The 16625-nt window shown below is 72.8% G+C and carries 9 protein-coding genes and 1 pseudogene; 4 read left to right on the top strand and 6 right to left on the bottom strand.

Annotated elements, in window-relative coordinates; translation table 11 throughout:
* The first annotated feature begins 268 nt into the window (after window positions 1–268).
* A complete protein-coding gene (locus ACWDAK_RS13175; protein WP_427393352.1) occupies window positions 269–3715 on the top strand; it encodes a BTAD domain-containing putative transcriptional regulator in 3447 nt (1148 codons plus the stop codon).
* Window positions 3716–4306: 591 nt separating this feature from the next.
* Here ACWDAK_RS13175 and ACWDAK_RS13180 read toward each other — a convergent pair.
* Both ACWDAK_RS13180 and ACWDAK_RS13185 read right to left on the bottom strand, forming a co-directional pair.
* On the bottom strand, window positions 4307–5071 hold the full coding sequence (locus ACWDAK_RS13180; RefSeq protein ID WP_344637975.1) for an anti-sigma factor family protein: 765 nt from the start codon (window positions 5069–5071) through the stop codon (window positions 4307–4309).
* Window positions 5068–5640 (bottom strand): sigma factor-like helix-turn-helix DNA-binding protein, encoded by a 573-nt coding sequence (locus tag ACWDAK_RS13185; RefSeq protein ID WP_427393351.1) that lies wholly within the window; start codon window positions 5638–5640, stop codon window positions 5068–5070. Before ACWDAK_RS13185 ends, ACWDAK_RS13180 begins: the two co-directional genes overlap by 4 nt.
* A 293-nt stretch (window positions 5641–5933) precedes the next feature.
* Here ACWDAK_RS13185 and ACWDAK_RS13190 point away from each other — a divergent pair, with 293 nt between their 5' ends.
* Both ACWDAK_RS13190 and ACWDAK_RS13195 read left to right on the top strand, forming a co-directional pair.
* Entirely contained in the window at window positions 5934–6074 is a 141-nt protein-coding gene (locus ACWDAK_RS13190; RefSeq protein WP_344637973.1) for a hypothetical protein, read from the top strand.
* Window positions 6075–6148: 74 nt separating this feature from the next.
* Window positions 6149–7036, top strand: a complete 888-nt coding sequence (locus ACWDAK_RS13195; RefSeq protein WP_427393350.1) for an oxygenase MpaB family protein — start codon at window positions 6149–6151, stop codon at window positions 7034–7036.
* Window positions 7037–7368: 332 nt separating this feature from the next.
* On the opposite strand, the gene ACWDAK_RS13200 is transcribed toward ACWDAK_RS13195, so the two are convergent.
* From ACWDAK_RS13200 to ACWDAK_RS13215, 4 genes and pseudogenes are all read right to left on the bottom strand, one after another.
* Window positions 7369–10167 (bottom strand): helix-turn-helix transcriptional regulator, encoded by a 2799-nt coding sequence (locus tag ACWDAK_RS13200; RefSeq protein WP_427393349.1) that lies wholly within the window; start codon window positions 10165–10167, stop codon window positions 7369–7371.
* 61 nt (window positions 10168–10228) lie between these two features.
* Complete coding sequence (locus tag ACWDAK_RS13205) at window positions 10229–10759, bottom strand: sigma-70 family RNA polymerase sigma factor (RefSeq protein ID WP_344637969.1); 531 nt, start codon at window positions 10757–10759, stop codon at window positions 10229–10231.
* A gap of 389 nt (window positions 10760–11148) precedes the next feature.
* Entirely contained in the window at window positions 11149–13923 is a 2775-nt protein-coding gene (locus tag ACWDAK_RS13210; RefSeq protein ID WP_427393348.1) for a helix-turn-helix transcriptional regulator, read from the bottom strand.
* 139 nt (window positions 13924–14062) lie between these two features.
* Window positions 14063–14281 (bottom strand): annotated as a pseudogene (locus ACWDAK_RS13215) (hypothetical protein); the annotation flags it as partial.
* 394 nt (window positions 14282–14675) lie between these two features.
* Between ACWDAK_RS13215 and ACWDAK_RS13220 the strand changes: the two are divergent.
* Entirely contained in the window at window positions 14676–16382 is a 1707-nt protein-coding gene (locus tag ACWDAK_RS13220) for an AMP-binding protein (RefSeq protein ID WP_427393347.1), read from the top strand.
* The last annotated feature ends 243 nt before the right edge of the window (window positions 16383–16625 follow it).

A 16625-nucleotide genomic window follows, 5' to 3' on the forward strand; every position in this document is an offset into this window, starting at 1 on the left:
CCCTTGCCACCGCTTGTGGCCGAATTCCGGCATCCTTGACGAACCCTCTGTGAAATCCCTGCCGTTACCTTGCCGACCGCTGAGTCGTGGTCTTGGAATGCGTCGTGCACTATGCCAAGATCCAATTGATGGTCCGGCCTCGCATCGTCGACCGTTCGTCAGCACAGTCGCGCGTGCAAGAACGATTGGGAGCCACATGCCCACATCCCCGATACCGGGTCCGCCGGCGACCGGCCCCGCGGAACCCCTGCTGAACGTTCTGGGCCCGATGTCGGCACGCCACGGCGGACAGGACTTCCCACTCGGCCCACCCCGCAGACGCGCGCTGCTGGCCCTGCTGCTCATACGCCTGGGGCGCGTGGTGCCGACGGAACTGCTCGTCGAGGAACTGTGGGGCGAGGACCCACCGCGCCAGGCCGTCGCCACGCTCCAGAGCCACGTCTCCCATCTGCGCCGCGCACTGCACCCGGCGGACGGGCCCGGCCGCCCGTCGGTGCTGCGTCACCGGGCCCCCGGCTACGTCCTGGAACTCGATCCCGAACAGATCGACGTCTGCCGCTTCGAGCGCCTGGTGACCGACGGGCGGCGGCTGCTGGAACGGCGTGAACCGCTCACCGCCCGGAACCGGCTCACCGAGGCGCTCGGGCTGTGGCACGGCTCGCCCTACGGGGAGTTCGACGGCCACCCGCCGCTGAGCGACGAGGGCACACGGCTGGAACAGGTCAGGCTCACCGCCGTGGAATCCTGCGCGGAAGCCCAGCTGGCCCTGGGAGCGGCCGAGGAGGTCGCCGCGGAACTGGAGCGCGAGGCACGCAGCCACCCGACGCGAGAACGCCTCGTCGGCCACTTGATGACCGCGTTATCCCGGCTCGGACGGCAGGCGGAGGCGCTGGAGGTGTACGAACGGACGCGTCTCCACCTGGTCGAGAAGTTCGGCGTGGACACCGCCCCTGAACTCCGGCGGATCCGGACCGCGATCCTCCGCCAGGAGCCGGAGACGTGCGGATCCGCCGACAAACCTCGCCCCGAACGCCGAGAGCCCGTACGGTCCGGGAAGCGCACGGCCGAGAAGCCCGACGACGACGGGGCACGGAAGGCAGGCGACGGCGCCTCGTCCGTCGCGGCGCAAGGGCCCGAGAGGAGCGGTGGCGCCGGGGGCCCCGGAGCAGCCGAGGGGCGCGAGAGGCCCGACGGGGCCGCGGGGCACGGACCGGCCGACGGAGCCGGCGAGTTCGGCGCCGCCACTCCGGCCGGGACCGACCGGGAGCGTACGGCGGCCGGGGGAACCGAGGGACGACCGGAGGCCGGACGCACCACGCGGGACACTTCGGCCCGGCAGCCGGCCCAGGCCCCCGCGGCCGACGCGGTGAGCCTCGGGCGAGCGAGCTCCCCCTCACCGTTCACCGGCCGCTGCGTGGAGCTCTACCGCCTGACGACCGCGGCCGCGAGCGCACTCGTCGGCCACGGACACGTGGCCGGCGTTCTCGGCCCCGCCGGGGTCGGCAAGACCCGCCTGCTCCTCGAACTCGCCCCACGGCTGGAGGCCGCCGGCGAGAGCCCGGACGGCGCCGGCCTGGAAGTGATCTGGAGCCACTGCTTCCCCGGCGAGGGCGTCCCGCCCTACTGGCCGTGGACCCAGGTCCTGCGGCGCCTTTCCGTCACCCGCCCGGACGCCTTCCGCCGCGCGACGGAGCCCTTCGGCGCCCTGCTCGCCCCCCTCATCCCCGAGCGCTCGGCCGGACCCGGCGGCGCCGGATCCGACTGGGGCCAGGCCCGGTTCCTCACCCACGACGCGGTCTGCGAGGTCCTGCTCACCCTGGCCGCCCAGCAGCCGCTCGCGCTGCTTCTCGAAGACCTGCACTGGGCGGACACCGCCTCCCTGGACCTGCTCAGGCTCCTGAGCATCCGCCGCCAGGGCCACCCGCTCGGCATCGTACTGACCGCCCGTGAGCTGGAGGTCGAGTCCGACGCCACGGTGCGCCGGTTGATCACCGAGATCCTGCGCGGCCCCAGGACCGAGACCCTCAGGCTCGGCGGACTGTCCCGGCAGGCCGTCGCCTCCCTGGTCTGGGCGCAGGCCGGGCCTGGCGTCGACGCGAAGGTCATCGAGGTGCTGCACCGGCGCAGCGAGGGCAACCCGTACTTCGTCATGCAGTTGCTCTCCCTCCTCGACAACGCGCGCAGCCTGCACCGCCCGGACGCGGCGGACGTGCTCCTCGCCCGCATTCCGACCGGCGTGCGCGAGGCCCTGCACCAGCGGTTCGCGGCACTGCCCGCTCCCGTCCTGCGCGTGCTACGGCTGTGCGCCGTCATCGGCGCCGAGGTCGACGCCGACCTGCTCCAGCGCACCGCCACCGAGGACGAACCGGTCGCCGAGGCGCTGGAGTCGGCGATCCGCGCCGGGCTCCTCGGCGAGGACCCGCACCACCCCGAGCGGCTCCACTTCACCCACGCGCTGGTGCGGGAGACACTGATCGACGAGCTCGCGCGCGAGGACCGGCACCGGCTGCACGCCCGGGTCGCCCAGGCCCTGTGTCCCCGCAGGCACGGTCAGGTGGCGGACGAGGAGATCGAGCGGGTGGCCCACCACTCGTGGCACGCCAAGAACGCGCTCCCCGCCGAGCAGGCACTCCCCCACCTGCTGCGCGCCGCCGAGCACGCCGAACAGCAGCTGGCGTACGAACAGGTGGAGACCTGGCTGCGCCGGGCGGTGCACCTCGTCGGTTCCCTGCCCTTCGACGACCCCACGACCCTGTGCCTGAAGCAGCGGCTGCACATCCAGCTCGGCCAGGTACTGGCCACCACCCGGGGCTACGGCCACCCCGAGGCCGAGGCGGAGCTCGCACGCGGCCGGGCCCTCGGCAAGGCCACTCAGGCACCTGAGGACCCGTCGGCGCTCTGGGCTCTGTGCGCGGCCTATCTCGTCACCGGCCGGTACGACGCCTCCCGGCGGTTGTCCGGCCTGCTGCGGGACATCGCGGACCGGACCCACGAGCCCGTGGCGATGCTCGGCGCCGCGTACGGCGAGGGCATCGTGCTGCATGTCAGCGGCCAACTGCCGCAAGCGCTGGCCGAGCTGGAGCGCGGCGTCGAGATGGCGGACCGCTTCGCCCGTGAGGGCCACTCGCTGGCCCGTACGTTCCAGCACGACCCTCGCGTCTCCTTGCGCTCGTACGACGCCTTCACCCGCTGGCTCCTGGGCGACCGGCGGGCCGCAGGGGCGCGCCGCCGTGAGCTGCTGCGGCTGACCGAGTACGAGAGCAGGCCCTCCGACCGGTGCTTCGCCCTCTATGTGGACGCGGTCATCGCGGCCTGGGAGGGCGACGCCGTCACGGCGTGCGCCGCCGCGGCCGAGGGCGTCCGGCTGGCGGGCGAACACGGGCTGCTCTACTGGAAGGCGATGCTCGGTCTGCTCGAAGGGTGGGGCCTGACGCACTCGGGGCGACAGGCGGACGGCCTCGGCCTGATGCACACCTCGCTGGCCGAACTGCGCGGGTCCAGCACGCGCCTGCGCCACCCGCTGCACCTGGGCCTGCTCGGCCAGGCCCAGCACCGCGCCGGGCGCACGGAGGAGGCGAAGGCCACCTTCCGCACCCTGCTCGCCGCCGTCGAACAACGCCGTGAGCATGTCTACCTGCACCCGTCGCTGCCCGCCACCCCGCTCCTCCACGGCCTCCTGGGGCGCGGTGCGGCGGCAGAGGTGACGGTCATGTGACGCGGCGGGCCGGCTCCGGCGGGTCTTCCTCTCCTGCCGGGGCCCGGTCCGACGGCGGAGCGCGGCCATCTGCTGAGCAGTGTCCGTCGAAGCGGAGCAAGCTCACCTCAGGCCTGAACCGATGTCCGAGACTTGATCGCCGACAGAGCAGACAGGAGTTGCCCACACCGCGCGGGCGACCCCTTCGTCATGCTTCCGCGGACGTCAGGGCGCCAAGCGGTACCCCCTGCAGCGCCAAGCGCGGCGCGCTCGGCATGGAGCTATGGAGTGGTGACGGTAATTCAGCAGGCCGCACCGTGTGATCGAGCCTGTACGAGGCAGGCGTGCGCAGACATCCGACGGCCGGCTCCGCCGCCGGATCGTCCGAGGGGCTGGCCGACGCGTCCGAAACGTGGTTCCGGCCGGGCGCCGACGGATCGTCGAGCACTCCGGCGGCCACGCTGGGCCGGGGAACTGCGCCATCCGGCGGACATCCTCGGGCGCCGGGGACGGCGGTGTCGCCTGGCCCAGCGGCGAGCGGCCTTCAGCGGGCCGGCGACGGCGGAGCGGATGGGCCCGACTGGATCGGGCCGTCCCTTCGGGCAGGCGTCGCTAGACGGGGATCGACAGCAGCTGCCGCCCGTCCGCCGTCCACACCTCGAAGTGGTCGAGCTGCCCACGGGACCACGAGGTGCCGCCGTGCACCACCAGGGCATCCGGGTGGCCGGGCACGCCGTAGCCAGCGGGCGGCACGGACCAGCTGGTCACCGTCTCCCGCTGGCCGCCCTTCGACACCGCGACCAGCGAGCAGGTGAGGGGGCCGCCGACCCCGCTCAACTGGAGCGCGACATGGGTTCCCCACCCCTTGTCCTCCAGCCCCACCGAACCGGAGACCCGGGTGGTGGGATCGGCGGCCCGGTGCTGCTCGCCGGTCATCATGAGCATCACGGCGGGGCTCGGGGTGGGGCTCACGGCGGGCGCGGCCACCGTGTGTCCGGAACCCGCGCGCAGCGCGACGAACGGCAGCGCGACGACCAGCGCGGCGGCAGCGGTGAGCACCGCCGCGAGACGCCACCTGCGGCGGTGCCGCTCGCGGGCGACGTCGGCCAACAGCGAGGTGAGCACGTCCTCGTCGGGGACGGCGGGCGGTGCCGCGGCCGGATCCGGTGCGGTGCCGCGGCCGTCCTCAGGCTCGACGGCCTCCAACGGCTGCCCGACCAGCGGGAGCAGCAGGTCCCGGACCTTCTGGAAGGCATCGGCCTCGCCCAGGCAGTAGTCGCAGGTCAGCAGATGCTCCTCGAACCGGTCTGCCTCCGCGGCGTCCAATCCACCGAGCACATAGGCACCGAGTTCGGCGCAGGCGGCACTCCGGTTCACGCCGACTCCTGTTCTTCGAGGGCGAGCGCGAGGCGGTGGAGCCCGTAGAAGACGCGGGACTTCACCGCCTGCGGTGGCAGGCCGAGCAGCTCGGCGGCCTGGTGGACGGTTCGGCCCCTGAGGAACGACTCGGTGATCGCCTCTCGGTGCTCCGCCGGGAGCGCGGCCAGGGCCTCGGCGATGGCCGGCCGCCGCGGCGTTCCGGCGGCGGGCGCGGTCGGCCCGGCGGCGAGCTCCCGACGGGGCGACACCACCGCCACGAGGCCGGCCTCGGACGGTTCCGGCCGCGTGAGCGGGAGCGGGTTCGGCCTCCGCCGCAGCAGAAACCTCCGCTGCGTGGCGTTGGCCGGGGCCGCCAGTCGGCTGACCTCCGCAGTCAGCCGCTCGCCGACCGCGCGTCCCTGTGCCACCACGGGCCGGCGAACGACCGCCAGCAGCGCGAGGCGCAGCAGTTCCGCCGCCCGCGCCCGGTCGCCGTCGGCTACGGCAAGGGCATGCGGGTACACGTCGCCGGCGTGTCGGGCGTAGAGCGCCTGCGCCAGGTGGCGCTCATCTGAACGGTTCGTCAATCTGGCCGTCCTCGTGCTCGCGGGGCCCCGGCCGACGTCGCTGGCGACCGGGCACTCATGCATTACGAACGAGGACGGTAACCGGTTCAGCGCTGCCCGGAATCCGCTGCGGTCGGCGAAGAGCCGCTCGGGCCCGTGGTGCGGGTGGCCGCGTTCCACGGATTCGTGGCACGGCATAGAGCTGGCCGGGCGGCGCGGGGCGGCCGCCAGCGGTGTCTGTCAGTGGGATGTGCCAAGGTGTGCGGCATGTCGGCGATCACAGTGCAGGAAGATCACTGCCGCAGCGACTCTTGGTGACCGATGAGACCCTCGGTGGGCTGGTTCGGCTGGACCGGCGCGAGAAGCGCCTCACCGGGCTGCGGGCCGTCCGCACCCGGATCAAGGCCGAAGCCGCCGGCAGAGCCCGGCGCATCAGCTGCGACAGCCGGAGGTGAACCCATGTCCGGGCCGACGCGTAAAGCCTCACGCGCAGGAGGTCCCTGCCGAAGCAGACCAGCGAAGGCCGCCCATGATCACCCGTTCCGTCCCCCGCGATCCGGACGCCCCTGATCCGGGGCTCTTCGGGCCGTCTTCGGTGACCTGGCACCTCCACGCGGACCCCGCGATGTGGATCGGCGGTATCAGCGCGCTCCATCTGCAGGCGCTGCACCCGGTAGCGGCTCTCGGCATCGTGCAGAACTCCTCCTTCGAGGACGATCCCTTCGGCCGTCTCACGGGCACCGGTTCCTTCATCGTCGCAACGACCTGGGGCACCAGGGAACAGGCGGAGCGAGCGGGTGCCCGGGTCCGGCTCGTGCACGAGCGGCTGCGCATCCGCGACCCCGAGACCGGAGCGGTCCACCGGGTCGACGCTCCCGACCTGCTGCTCTGGGTGCACTGCGCTCTGGTCAGGTCCAATCTGCATGCGGTTCTGCGGGGCGGTCTGGACCTCTCGGCCCGGCAGGCGGATCGCTATGTCCGCGAGCAGCGACAGGTCGCGGCCCTGATGGGCCTGGCGTCCGGTGACGCCCCGGGGTCGGTGGCGGACCTGGAGGACTACCTCTGCGGCATGCGGCCCGTGCTGGCCGCCACCGCCGAGGCGATGGCGATACACCGCTTCGTCGCGCGGCCGCCGCTCCACGGGCTGCACCGGTCAATGCGCCCGGCGTGGACCGTGGCCTCGCGTCTTGGGTACTCACTGATGCCGTCCTGGGCCCGCGAGAGCTACGGGCAGCCCGGCATACCGGCGCCGGTGGCGAACACGGCCCTGCGTGCCGTCCGGTCTGCGGCTTTTCTGATCCCCCGTGCAAAGCGCCTCGACTTCCCCGTGCCCGTGCTGAGCCAGGCCGTCGCACGGCTGGGCAAGTCGAGCATCCCCTCCGGCCGACGGCTGAGTGAACAAACCCGGCGGCCCTGAATGGGGCATGGTCCGGAGTTCCGGCGGATGTTGGTACTGCACCCACGGCGAACAGCGGGCGGTGGACGCGGGCACGGGCCTGGCGCGGGAGTGGGGCGAGGACCGGTTCCCCGAACTGCGCCGCCTGACCGGCTGTTTCGGCATCAACCACTGGTCCCGGCAGGGGGCACGCACCATCGCCTCCCGACGCGGTGAGCTGCGGAGCCGGTCTCGTGGTGAAGGCGGGCACCGAACATGAGGAGCACCGAGGCGTCGTCCGGCTGGCCGGTCCCCGGCCTCGGGCCGGGGCTGTCCCCGCGACTCGTGCGGGCGTCTCCGCTCGACTCCGGGCCCTACGACAGGACGCCTCGCCGGGTTGCCTCACGGGCGACGTCGACCCGCGATCGTACCGTCAACTTCCCCAGGATGTGCGAGACATGGGTCTGCACGGTGCGCGGCGAGAGCAGCAGCTCGGCGGCGATCTCCGGGTTCGACAAGCCCGCGGCGACCCGTTCGGCCACCCGGAGCTCGGTGGGCGTCAGGCTCTCCCAGCCCGAGGTCGCCCGCGACCTCGGGCCGCGGGCACCCCGGCGCACCCCGCAGGCGCGCAGCCTGGTCTCCGCCCGCCGGATGTCCCAACGGGCTCCCAGCCGGGTGTAGACCTCCACCGCCTCGTCCAGCCGGCGCTTCGCCTGTGCCGACTCGCCTTGCCTGGCCAGCAGTTCGGCCGCGTCCTCCAACGCCATCCCGTGGCGCAGCGGACGGGCGTGCGCGGCATAGTACGCGGCAGCCGCCAGCGCCGGGGCCGGGTCGGCCGCCAGCAGGCCGCGACCGTAGGCCGCGGCGTGCCGCCAGCGGTCGGACAGGTGCTCCTCGGCGAAGGGCGGCCGGAGCCCGGCCGCCTCCTCGGCCGTCGCACGGTCACCCAGGCCGAGGGCCAACCGCACCATCACCGGTATCCACTCGGGGCCCTCGGTAACCTGGACCGCGGCGTCGGGGTCGAGCACCGGTCGCAGGGTCGCAAGTGCCTCCTCCGGCCGTCCGGCCTGTTCGGCCGCGACCGCACGCGCCATGAGGAGCCAGTCGGCCACGCTGATCCCGGTCACCCCGTCGAGCGGTTGGTCGCGCATCGCCCTCAGGTGGACCTCGCAGCGGGCCCGGTCGTCCCGGTGAGCCGCCACCAGACCCGCCAGTCCGTGCCAGGAGCCCGCCACGACCCGGTAGGTGGGCTCTGCCAGGTACTCGACCTCCGCGAGGGCGTCATCCCACTCGCCCGCGACGAAGTGGTGGTCCGCGATGGCGATGGAGGACCCCACGTGCGGGACGGGCATCCGCTCGCGTGCCGTCTGGAGCCGGCCGATCTCCGCCTCCGCCTCGCCGGACCGGCCGACGGACGACAGGACCTTGAGCCGCTGGGTCCTGAGAACCGCCTCGACCCGGACCAGCGCGCCGTCGGCGCAGTGCGCCAGGCCGCGGTCGGTCAACACCAGAGCCTGGGCGTCATCGCCTCGGAACCGGCTCATTTCGACCAGTGTCCGAGTGGCGAACGCGATGGCGAAGTCGTCTCCGCTGCGCTTACCGAGGGCGACTCCCGCCTCCGCGGCCGAGGCCGCTTCGTCGGTGTGCCCGGCCGCATTCAGGTAGAGGGCGCTCTCCGCGTACAGCCGGGCCGCGCACCGCTCTCCGAGTCCTTCGAGCCCCACCGCGACGCGCAGCACCTCCACCGACTCGCGGATCCCGTCGCTCAGCGAACGCGTCCGGCTGATGGTCTCGGCGAGCAGCCAGGACGCCTCGGCTGCGGCTTCGGGTTCGGTGGCCGACCCGGTGGCGATAGCGCGGGCCATGGTCTCGGCCTCGGCTGCGCGCCCCGACCTCATCAGCGCCTCGACCAGCCTCAGCCGCAGGAACACCGCCGACGCGGTCGGCCCCGGACCGCGGAGTGCCTGCTCCAGCAGTTGCGCCGCCGCCTGTGGGGAACGGTCGACCAGTGCCGCCGCGTTGTCGCGGACCCAGCCGCACGCCCAGTCGTCGGTTTCGAGCCCGTCGGCCTGCAAGAGGTGGGTGGCCACCGCGTCGAAGTCCTCGTCCGCCCGGGCCAACGTCCGCGCGACCTGCCGGTGCATGGCGCCGCGCAGCGCCACGGGGATGGCCTCGGTGAAGACCTGCCAGATGAGGTGGTGACGGAACGCCAGCCGGTCGTCGGCCGGTACCAGGATCTCCGCTGTCAACGCCTCGTCGATCAGCGGCAGCAGGTCGGTCGGCGAGCGGTCCAGGACGGCGAAGAGATCGGCCGGCCGGAACTCCACACCCAGTACGGCTGCTGCCCGGAGCACCTCGCGCAGTCCGGTGGAGAGCCGCTGCATCCGATCGGTGAACGCCGCCGTCGGCGCGGGTACTTGATGCCCGGGCAGGATCTCCAGTCCGTCGGAGCCGACCGTCAGGGCGTCCTGGCGGCGCAGCAGCGCCAGCAACTCGGTGGCGTAGAGCGGGTTTCCGCCGGTGCGTGCCAGCTCCCGGCGGAGGGACGGCCCGGCAGAGGAGGCCAGCCGGACGGCCGCGAGTTCGGCCAGCTCCTCCTCGTCCAGCGGGCGTACGGGGAGGATCAGACCGTCGCTGCGCTCCAGCGCCCCGAGCAGCGGGTCGATCACCGCCTGGCCCTCTCCGGACCGGGCGGCGGCAGCCACCACGAGCGGCAACTGCTCGGCCTGGCAGGCCAGGCGGCCCCAGAGCGACGCCGATGCCTCATCGGACCAGTGCAGGTCGTCCAGCACCAGGAGGACCGGCCCGAGGGTGCACCACCGTTCGACGATCTGGAACAGCCGTTCCGCGGCCGCCGGTACGGGATCCGCCGCTCCCCGCCCGGTGGCCTGCAGCAACGCCAGGACGGCGGCCCGGTCGGGAGTGCCGAGGAGATCGAGGAAGGGCCACAGCGGAAACGACCGCTCCCATTCGCTGGCTTCGCCCCGGAGCACAGAGAACCCGCGTGTTCGGGCCTGGGCGGCGCAGTGGGCCAGAAGGGCCGACTTGCCGATCCCGGCCTCACCCAGCAACAGCACCCCTCGGCCGGTGCCCTCGGCAGCCGCCGAGAGCACTTCCTCGAGTCTGTGGGTCTCCGCCTCGCGGCCGATCAGGTGGGCGCTGCCGTGCTTCATGATCCAGAAAATACCGGTACGAAGCGGGCTCCCCGTCCCCTCGGTGCCGGCGCGGGTCGGCTCAGGGCGCCAGGCCGTGCTCCTCCAGCGCCAGGCGCAACGCGCGGATCGCGTAGAAGCAGCGGGACTTGACGGTACCCGGCGGTACTCCCAGCAGCTCGGCGGTCTCGGGGACCGAACGGTGGTTGAAGTGGATCTCGGTGAGCACGGCACGGTGGGCGGGACTCAGCGAGGCCACCGCCTGCCGGACCGACCAGCTGTTGAGCAGCCGGTCGATCTCGTTCCCCAGCGCCTCCTCCCCGGCGACAGCCGCGAGGTCCGGCGTGCCGACCTCGGCCGGACGGCTGCCGCGGGCCCGGAGATGGTCGATGAGCAGGTTCCGCGCCACCCGGTACAGCCAGGGCAGCGGTGTCGCCTGACCACTTGTGAGGATCTCCGGATGGTTCAGCGCACGGACGAACGTCTCCTGGGTCAGGTCCTCTGCCAGCTGCCGATCACCGAAGGTGCGCTTGGCGAGGTAGGCGTGCACAGCTCGGTGGTGCGCCGTCAGGAGCTGGTCGAAGTCGGCGTCTGACATCCGGGTGTGGCTCATGGTGGATCGATCCTCTGGTCGGGTGCTCGGGACGACCCTGACCGAGGTCGATGCGCGAAACATCCGCCAACTGGCGCTGGTTCCGGGAAAACCCCTTCCACCTGCCTGTCTGTGCCGGGCGCGGAGGACGGAACGACCCGGTCGCCGCCCCTCACCGCGGGGTTCTGCGGGCGGAGGCGGTCGGAGTGCTGCACCGTACAGCCGCTCCGCCGGATACCCGCCCGGACGATCCGTCCGACGGTCGCTCCCCCTGCAGCGCGCCGACACGCAGCGGGAGAAGGACCGCTCGCCACCACCGGTCGGCTGGTCGAGGTGAGCACCGGGCCAGTGTGGTCTCGGGCCGCCGGTGACAGCGCGCCGAGGGACGGCATACGGTAACGCCGCCTCGTTCACGGCTCCCGGGCCCGCTCGGACGCGACCACCGCCAGCTCGACCCGGGACGACTTGCCGAGTTTGGCCAGGATCCGCGAGACGTAGGTCTGCACCGTCCGGCGGGACAGGTGCATCCGGTCGGCGATCTGCGGGTTGGAGCACCCTTCGGCAATCATCGCGATCACCGTCCGCTCGGTTGCGGTGAGCGACTCCCAACCCGTCCCCGGAGTGCTCGCGGACCGTCCGCCGGCCGGCCTCACGCCCTCGGCCCGGAGCCGCTCCTCGGCCCGGCGTGCGGGCCAGTCCGCACCCAGTGCGCCGTAGACCTCCACCGCTCGGGCGAGTTCCTCGCGGGCCTGCTTACGCAGGCCCGCGCGCGCCGACAGCAGTGCGGCGCTCTCATGGGCGATGCCCGCGTACAACGGACGGTCCGCCTCCCGGAACAGCTCCGCCGCCTCGGCCGCCGAGGTCGGATCGCCTCCCGCCAGTCCGGAGCACAGCAAGGCCACGGCCCTTCTGCTCGCGGTGGGTTGCGCGTCCGCGACATCCCGGGCGGAGGCGGCCAGCGCGCGGAGCCGGTCGCCTTGTCCGAGCGAGTGGGCCAGCCGCGCGGTGTCCGGGACGACGAAGTCGGCGACCGAGAACCTGCCCTGCTGGTCCGGTCGCCGATGGAACGACTCCAGCAGCTGGAACGCCCGCTCGTCATCCCCCTCGGCCTCACACAGCATGGCGTGCGCCCAGCGGTGGCAGTATCCGATGACGGTCCGTCCGCGCAGGTCCGGTTCGTGGTCGCGAATGAAATCGGTGTGCTCGTCACGTCGGCCCCGGTGTATCTGAACGAGCGCGGCCGCCGCCCGCAGGTCGGGCCCGACCCCGTGGAAGTCGGGGACCTCCAGCCCGGTCTGAGCCTCGGTGAGCGCGGCCTCCCAGTCTCCGCGGAGGAACTCCAACTGTGCGAGCGCGCAGTGGTACCAGGTCAGGAACGTGCCACTGTCGTTGGTCCTCGATCCGGCGCGGAAGGCCGTACGCGCCTCGGCCAGCCGGTCGGTGCCGACCAGGCAGTAGCCGCGGATCAGGTGCGGGGCCATCTGCACGTCGGACCCCGGCTCCCCGCCACCCACGGCAGCGAGCGCCTCGTCGACGAGGGCCAGCGCCTCCTCGGAGCGTCGGCCGACCAGCAGCACGGACGCGCGCAGGCACAGGCCGTAGGCCGTGGCATCGGCGTCGCCGCTCTCCCGGCCGATCGCGACCGCCCAAGACGCCCTCCACTCGGCGGCGTCGTACTCGGCCCGGAGATAGCTGCACTGCGCGGCGAGCCCGTGGAAGCGTGCCGACTGGCCGGGTGTCAGGACGTCCGCGCGCTCCGCCGTACGGACGGTCTCCTCGCACTCCGTCAGCCTCCCCTGCCGGAAGTACGCCTGGGCCAGCCACCACCGGACCGTCCCCCGCCACCGCGAGGGCAGGACGGCGCCGGTCAACAACGACCGCGCCTCCTCCTCGGCCTCGGCGAACCGGCCGGCCCACAGCAGGGCCCGGACCAGGTCGACCTCCAGGTCACGCTCGGCCGACTCCCCCATGCCCCGCCGTAGCAGGTCGATGGCGAGGCCGGGCGCACGCGCGAGCAGCCGGTCGAGCTCGGACCGCAGCCACGACATGTCCTGCCCACCCAGTCGGGGAGCCATCACCAGGTGCTCGGCCACCCGTTCCGCCGGCGCGTTGGCCCCGGCCAGTGAGCGCCCGATCCTCTGGTGGAGCGCCGCTCGGAGGGCGGGCGGGTGGCTCTCCTCGACGGCACGGCGGACGAGGTCGTGACGGAACGCCAGCCCGGTGCCGCGCTCCTCCAGGACTCCGGCCATGAGGGCCTCGGCCACCGGCTCCACCAGTTCGAACACGGAGCGCTGCGCCGCCACCGTCATCTCCTCCGCCGTGAAACCCTTGCCCAGCAGTGCGAGCACGCCCACCAGCTCGCGGGTCGGGCCGCGCAGGGAGCCGATCCGGCGCAGGATCGCCGCACTGAGCGAGGCGGGAACAGCCAGCCGGTCGCAAACGAGTTCCGCCACCGGGCCGCACACCCTGATCTGCCCCGTGTCCAGCAGCCCCGAGACCAGCTCCCTCACGTACAGCGGATTCCCGGCGGCACCGGCGACGTGCTTCAGCAGCCGCCCGTCCGGCCGACCACCGGATTGCGCGGCCACGAGCCGGGCCACGTCGGGCTCGGCCAACGGTCCCAGGTCGACCACCGGCACCCCGCGGTCCGCGAGTGCCGCCAGCAGTCGGCCAAAGCCGCTGTCCTCTCCGCAGGAGCGGCTGGTCAGCACGACGAGCAACGGCAGCTGGTCCAGCGAGCGGGTCAGGCGGTGGACGACGGCCAGACTCGCTTGGTCGGCCCAGTGCAGATCGTCCAGCAGCAGGGCCACCGGGCCCGTCGAACACCAGGCGTCGAACAGCGCCTGCAGCGCCTCGGCCACCAGCGGCTCCTGACCGGCGGCCCCGGGGAATGCCCCAGAAGGTGCGTCCCCTCGGAGCAGCACGCGGATCCGGACCACCTCCGGGCGCTCGGCCGCGCCCAGGCAGTCGACCACGGCGGCGAACGGCAGCCGCTGTTCGATCTCGTTGGCGCTGCCCCGAAGTACGGTCATCCCGGCCTCGCGGCAGAGGGTCTCCGCCAAATCCAGCAGCGTGGTCTTCCCGATCCCCGGCTCACCGCGGAACACCACGGCCCGCCCCCGCCCGCCGGACACCTCCCGGACGAGCCCGTCGAGCCGTTCCCGTTCGCCCGCCCGACCGAACACCCGCTTCCCCTCCTCGCCGACACCGCCGCTGACCAGCGGCTACGGGCCCGGCCACGATACCGGAGGAGAATGCCGATCGACTTGGCGGCTGCCTGTGCGAACCTCCCGGTGGCTGGCTCAGACCGACGGTGCTGCGCTACGCCAGCTCCACCCACACCCCGTCCGGGAACCCCGGCCACAGCTCGGCGGCGGCCCGCAGTGCCAGCCGGGTCTTGCCGACCCCGCCGACGCCGGTCAGGGTCACCAGCCGGGCGGCCGACAGCAGCCGACGCACCTCGTCGAGCTCGCGCCGACGTCCGACGAAGCTGGTGAGGTCCGCCGGGAGATTTCCGTTCATACGATCGCCGTGCGCTTCCATACGGCACAGCTATCCCGGTTTTCGATCATCTGTCCAGTTACGCCGACCGGGCACCCGTCAGAAGGTGGTGCACCTGGCCTGGACGGCCACTGCCGTGCGGCGCGTGCACGTCTGGACGAGGAGCCGATGCACGCCCTGGAGTCACACCTGTCGTGCCGGGTCGGCCCGCGTACGCTCTCCACCCTGGAGAAAGGCCCTCCTCGGACAGGAGCGGCCCGCGGACCGAGCACGACCGGATTGAACCCGGACGGCTGTCGACACGTCAGTTGTTCCGTGCGTCAGCGCGGCTGCCTGCCCGATCCGAGCGGCACCTGGCCGACGCGCGGTGTTGGTACCCGTGCGCCGGGCCTGCCCGAGGCCCGGCCGTTTCACCTGCCCTCAGGAGCCGATTGCCGTGACGACGTACTCCGCCACCCAGCCTTACCGAGCCGCGCGGGACGTGCTGTTGCAGATGCTGGGAGACCATCGGACCGCGCTGGAGGAGTTCCGCTGGCCGGTCTTCAAGGGGCCGTTCAACTGGGCGGTCGACTGGTTCGACGTGATCGCGCGGGGCAATCCGGCGACCGCACTGTGGATCGTGGAGGAGGACGGCAGCGAGGCGAAGTACAGCTTCGACGACCTGGCCCGCCGCTCGGACCGGGTCGCACACTGGCTGGCCGGGCAGGGCGTGCGGCGGGGCGACCGGGTGCTGCTGATGCTGGGCAACCAGGTCGAGCTGTGGGAGTCCATGCTCGCGGTGATGAAGCTGGGTGCGGTGATCATGCCGACCACGAGTGCGCTCGGCGGGGCCGACCTGCGCGACCGGATCGAACGCGGGGGCGCCCGCCATGTGCTGGCGAACGCCGCCGACACCGCCAAGTTCGCGACGGTTCCCGGCGGTTACTCGCGTCTGGTGGTCGATGGCCCGGTCCCCGGCTGGGCGTCGTACACCGAGGCGTACGCCATCGAGTCGCCGGCGCCGTTCACGGCGGCGACCTCCGCCGACGACCCGCTGCTGGTCTACTTCACCTCCGGCACCACCAGCAAGCCCAAGCTGGTCGAGCACACCCAGGTCTCCTACCCGGTCGGGCACTTGACGACCATGTACTGGATCGGGCTGCGCCCGGGCGACGTCCACCTCAACATCAGCTCCCCCGGCTGGGCCAAGCACGCCTGGAGCTGCTTCTTCGCGCCGTGGATCGCCGAGGCGACCATCTTCGTCCACAACTACTCGCGCTTCGACCCGGCCCGCCTGGTCGAGCAGCTGCACCGGGCCGAGGTCACCACCTTCTGCGCTCCCCCGACGGTCTGGCGGATGCTGATCCAGACCGACCTGTCGGCCGGCCCCGGTTCGCTGCGGGAGCTGGTCGCGGCCGGGGAGCCGCTCAACCCCGAGGTCATCGCGCAGATCGAGCGCGCCTGGGGACTGACCATCCGGGACGGCTTCGGGCAGACCGAGACCACCCTGCTGGTCGGCAACACCCCGGGCTCCCCGGTCAAGCCGGGCTCGATGGGCCGTCCACTGCCGGGAGTTCCGGTGGTGCTGGTCGACCCGGTCCGCCAAGAGCCCGCCGACGAAGGCGAGATCTGCCTCGACCTCTCCCGGCACCCCGTCAACCTGATGACCGGCTACCTCGGCGACCCCGAGCGCAACGCCGAGGTGATGGCTGGGGGTTACTACCGCACCGGCGATGTCGCGGTCCGGGACGCCGACGGACACATCACCTACATCGGCCGCAGCGACGACGTCTTCAAGGCCTCGGACTACAAGGTCTCGCCCTTCGAGCTGGAGAGCGTACTGATCGAGCACCCGGCCGTGGCCGAGGCCGCCGTCGTCCCCGCACCCGACCCGATCCGCCTCGCCGTACCGAAGGCGTACGTCTCCCTCGCCCCCGGCTGGGAGCCCGACCGCGAGACCGCGCTCGCCGTCCTGCGGCACGCCCGCGAGCACCTGCCGCCGTATCTCCGGGTCCGCCGGGTCGAGTTCCATGCGCTGCCCAAGACCATCTCCGGCAAGATCCGCCGGGTCGAGCTGCGCGAGCGCGAACAGCGGGCGGCGGACGCCGGTACGGCACTCGACCTGGAGTGGCGCGACGACCAGTTCCCCGAGCTGCGGGCATGACCCGTTGAACCCGCCGCCCGCAGCGCGCATAAGACGTGTCTCCACCGTGTGGGTCCCACGGGCCCAGGAGGTGGCCACCCGCCACGGCATCCGGGTCGAACCGTTCTTCATGCGCCCCAGCGGCGAGCAGTTGGAGACGCTCGCGGCCCTGGTCGACACCGGCGCCGTCCGGCCGTTCATCGACCGCGCTACGACCTCGACGAGACCGTCGACGCCCTGCGCCACAGCGCCTCGAAGCGCGCC

This window comes from Kitasatospora sp. NPDC001175 (genome assembly GCF_053598215.1).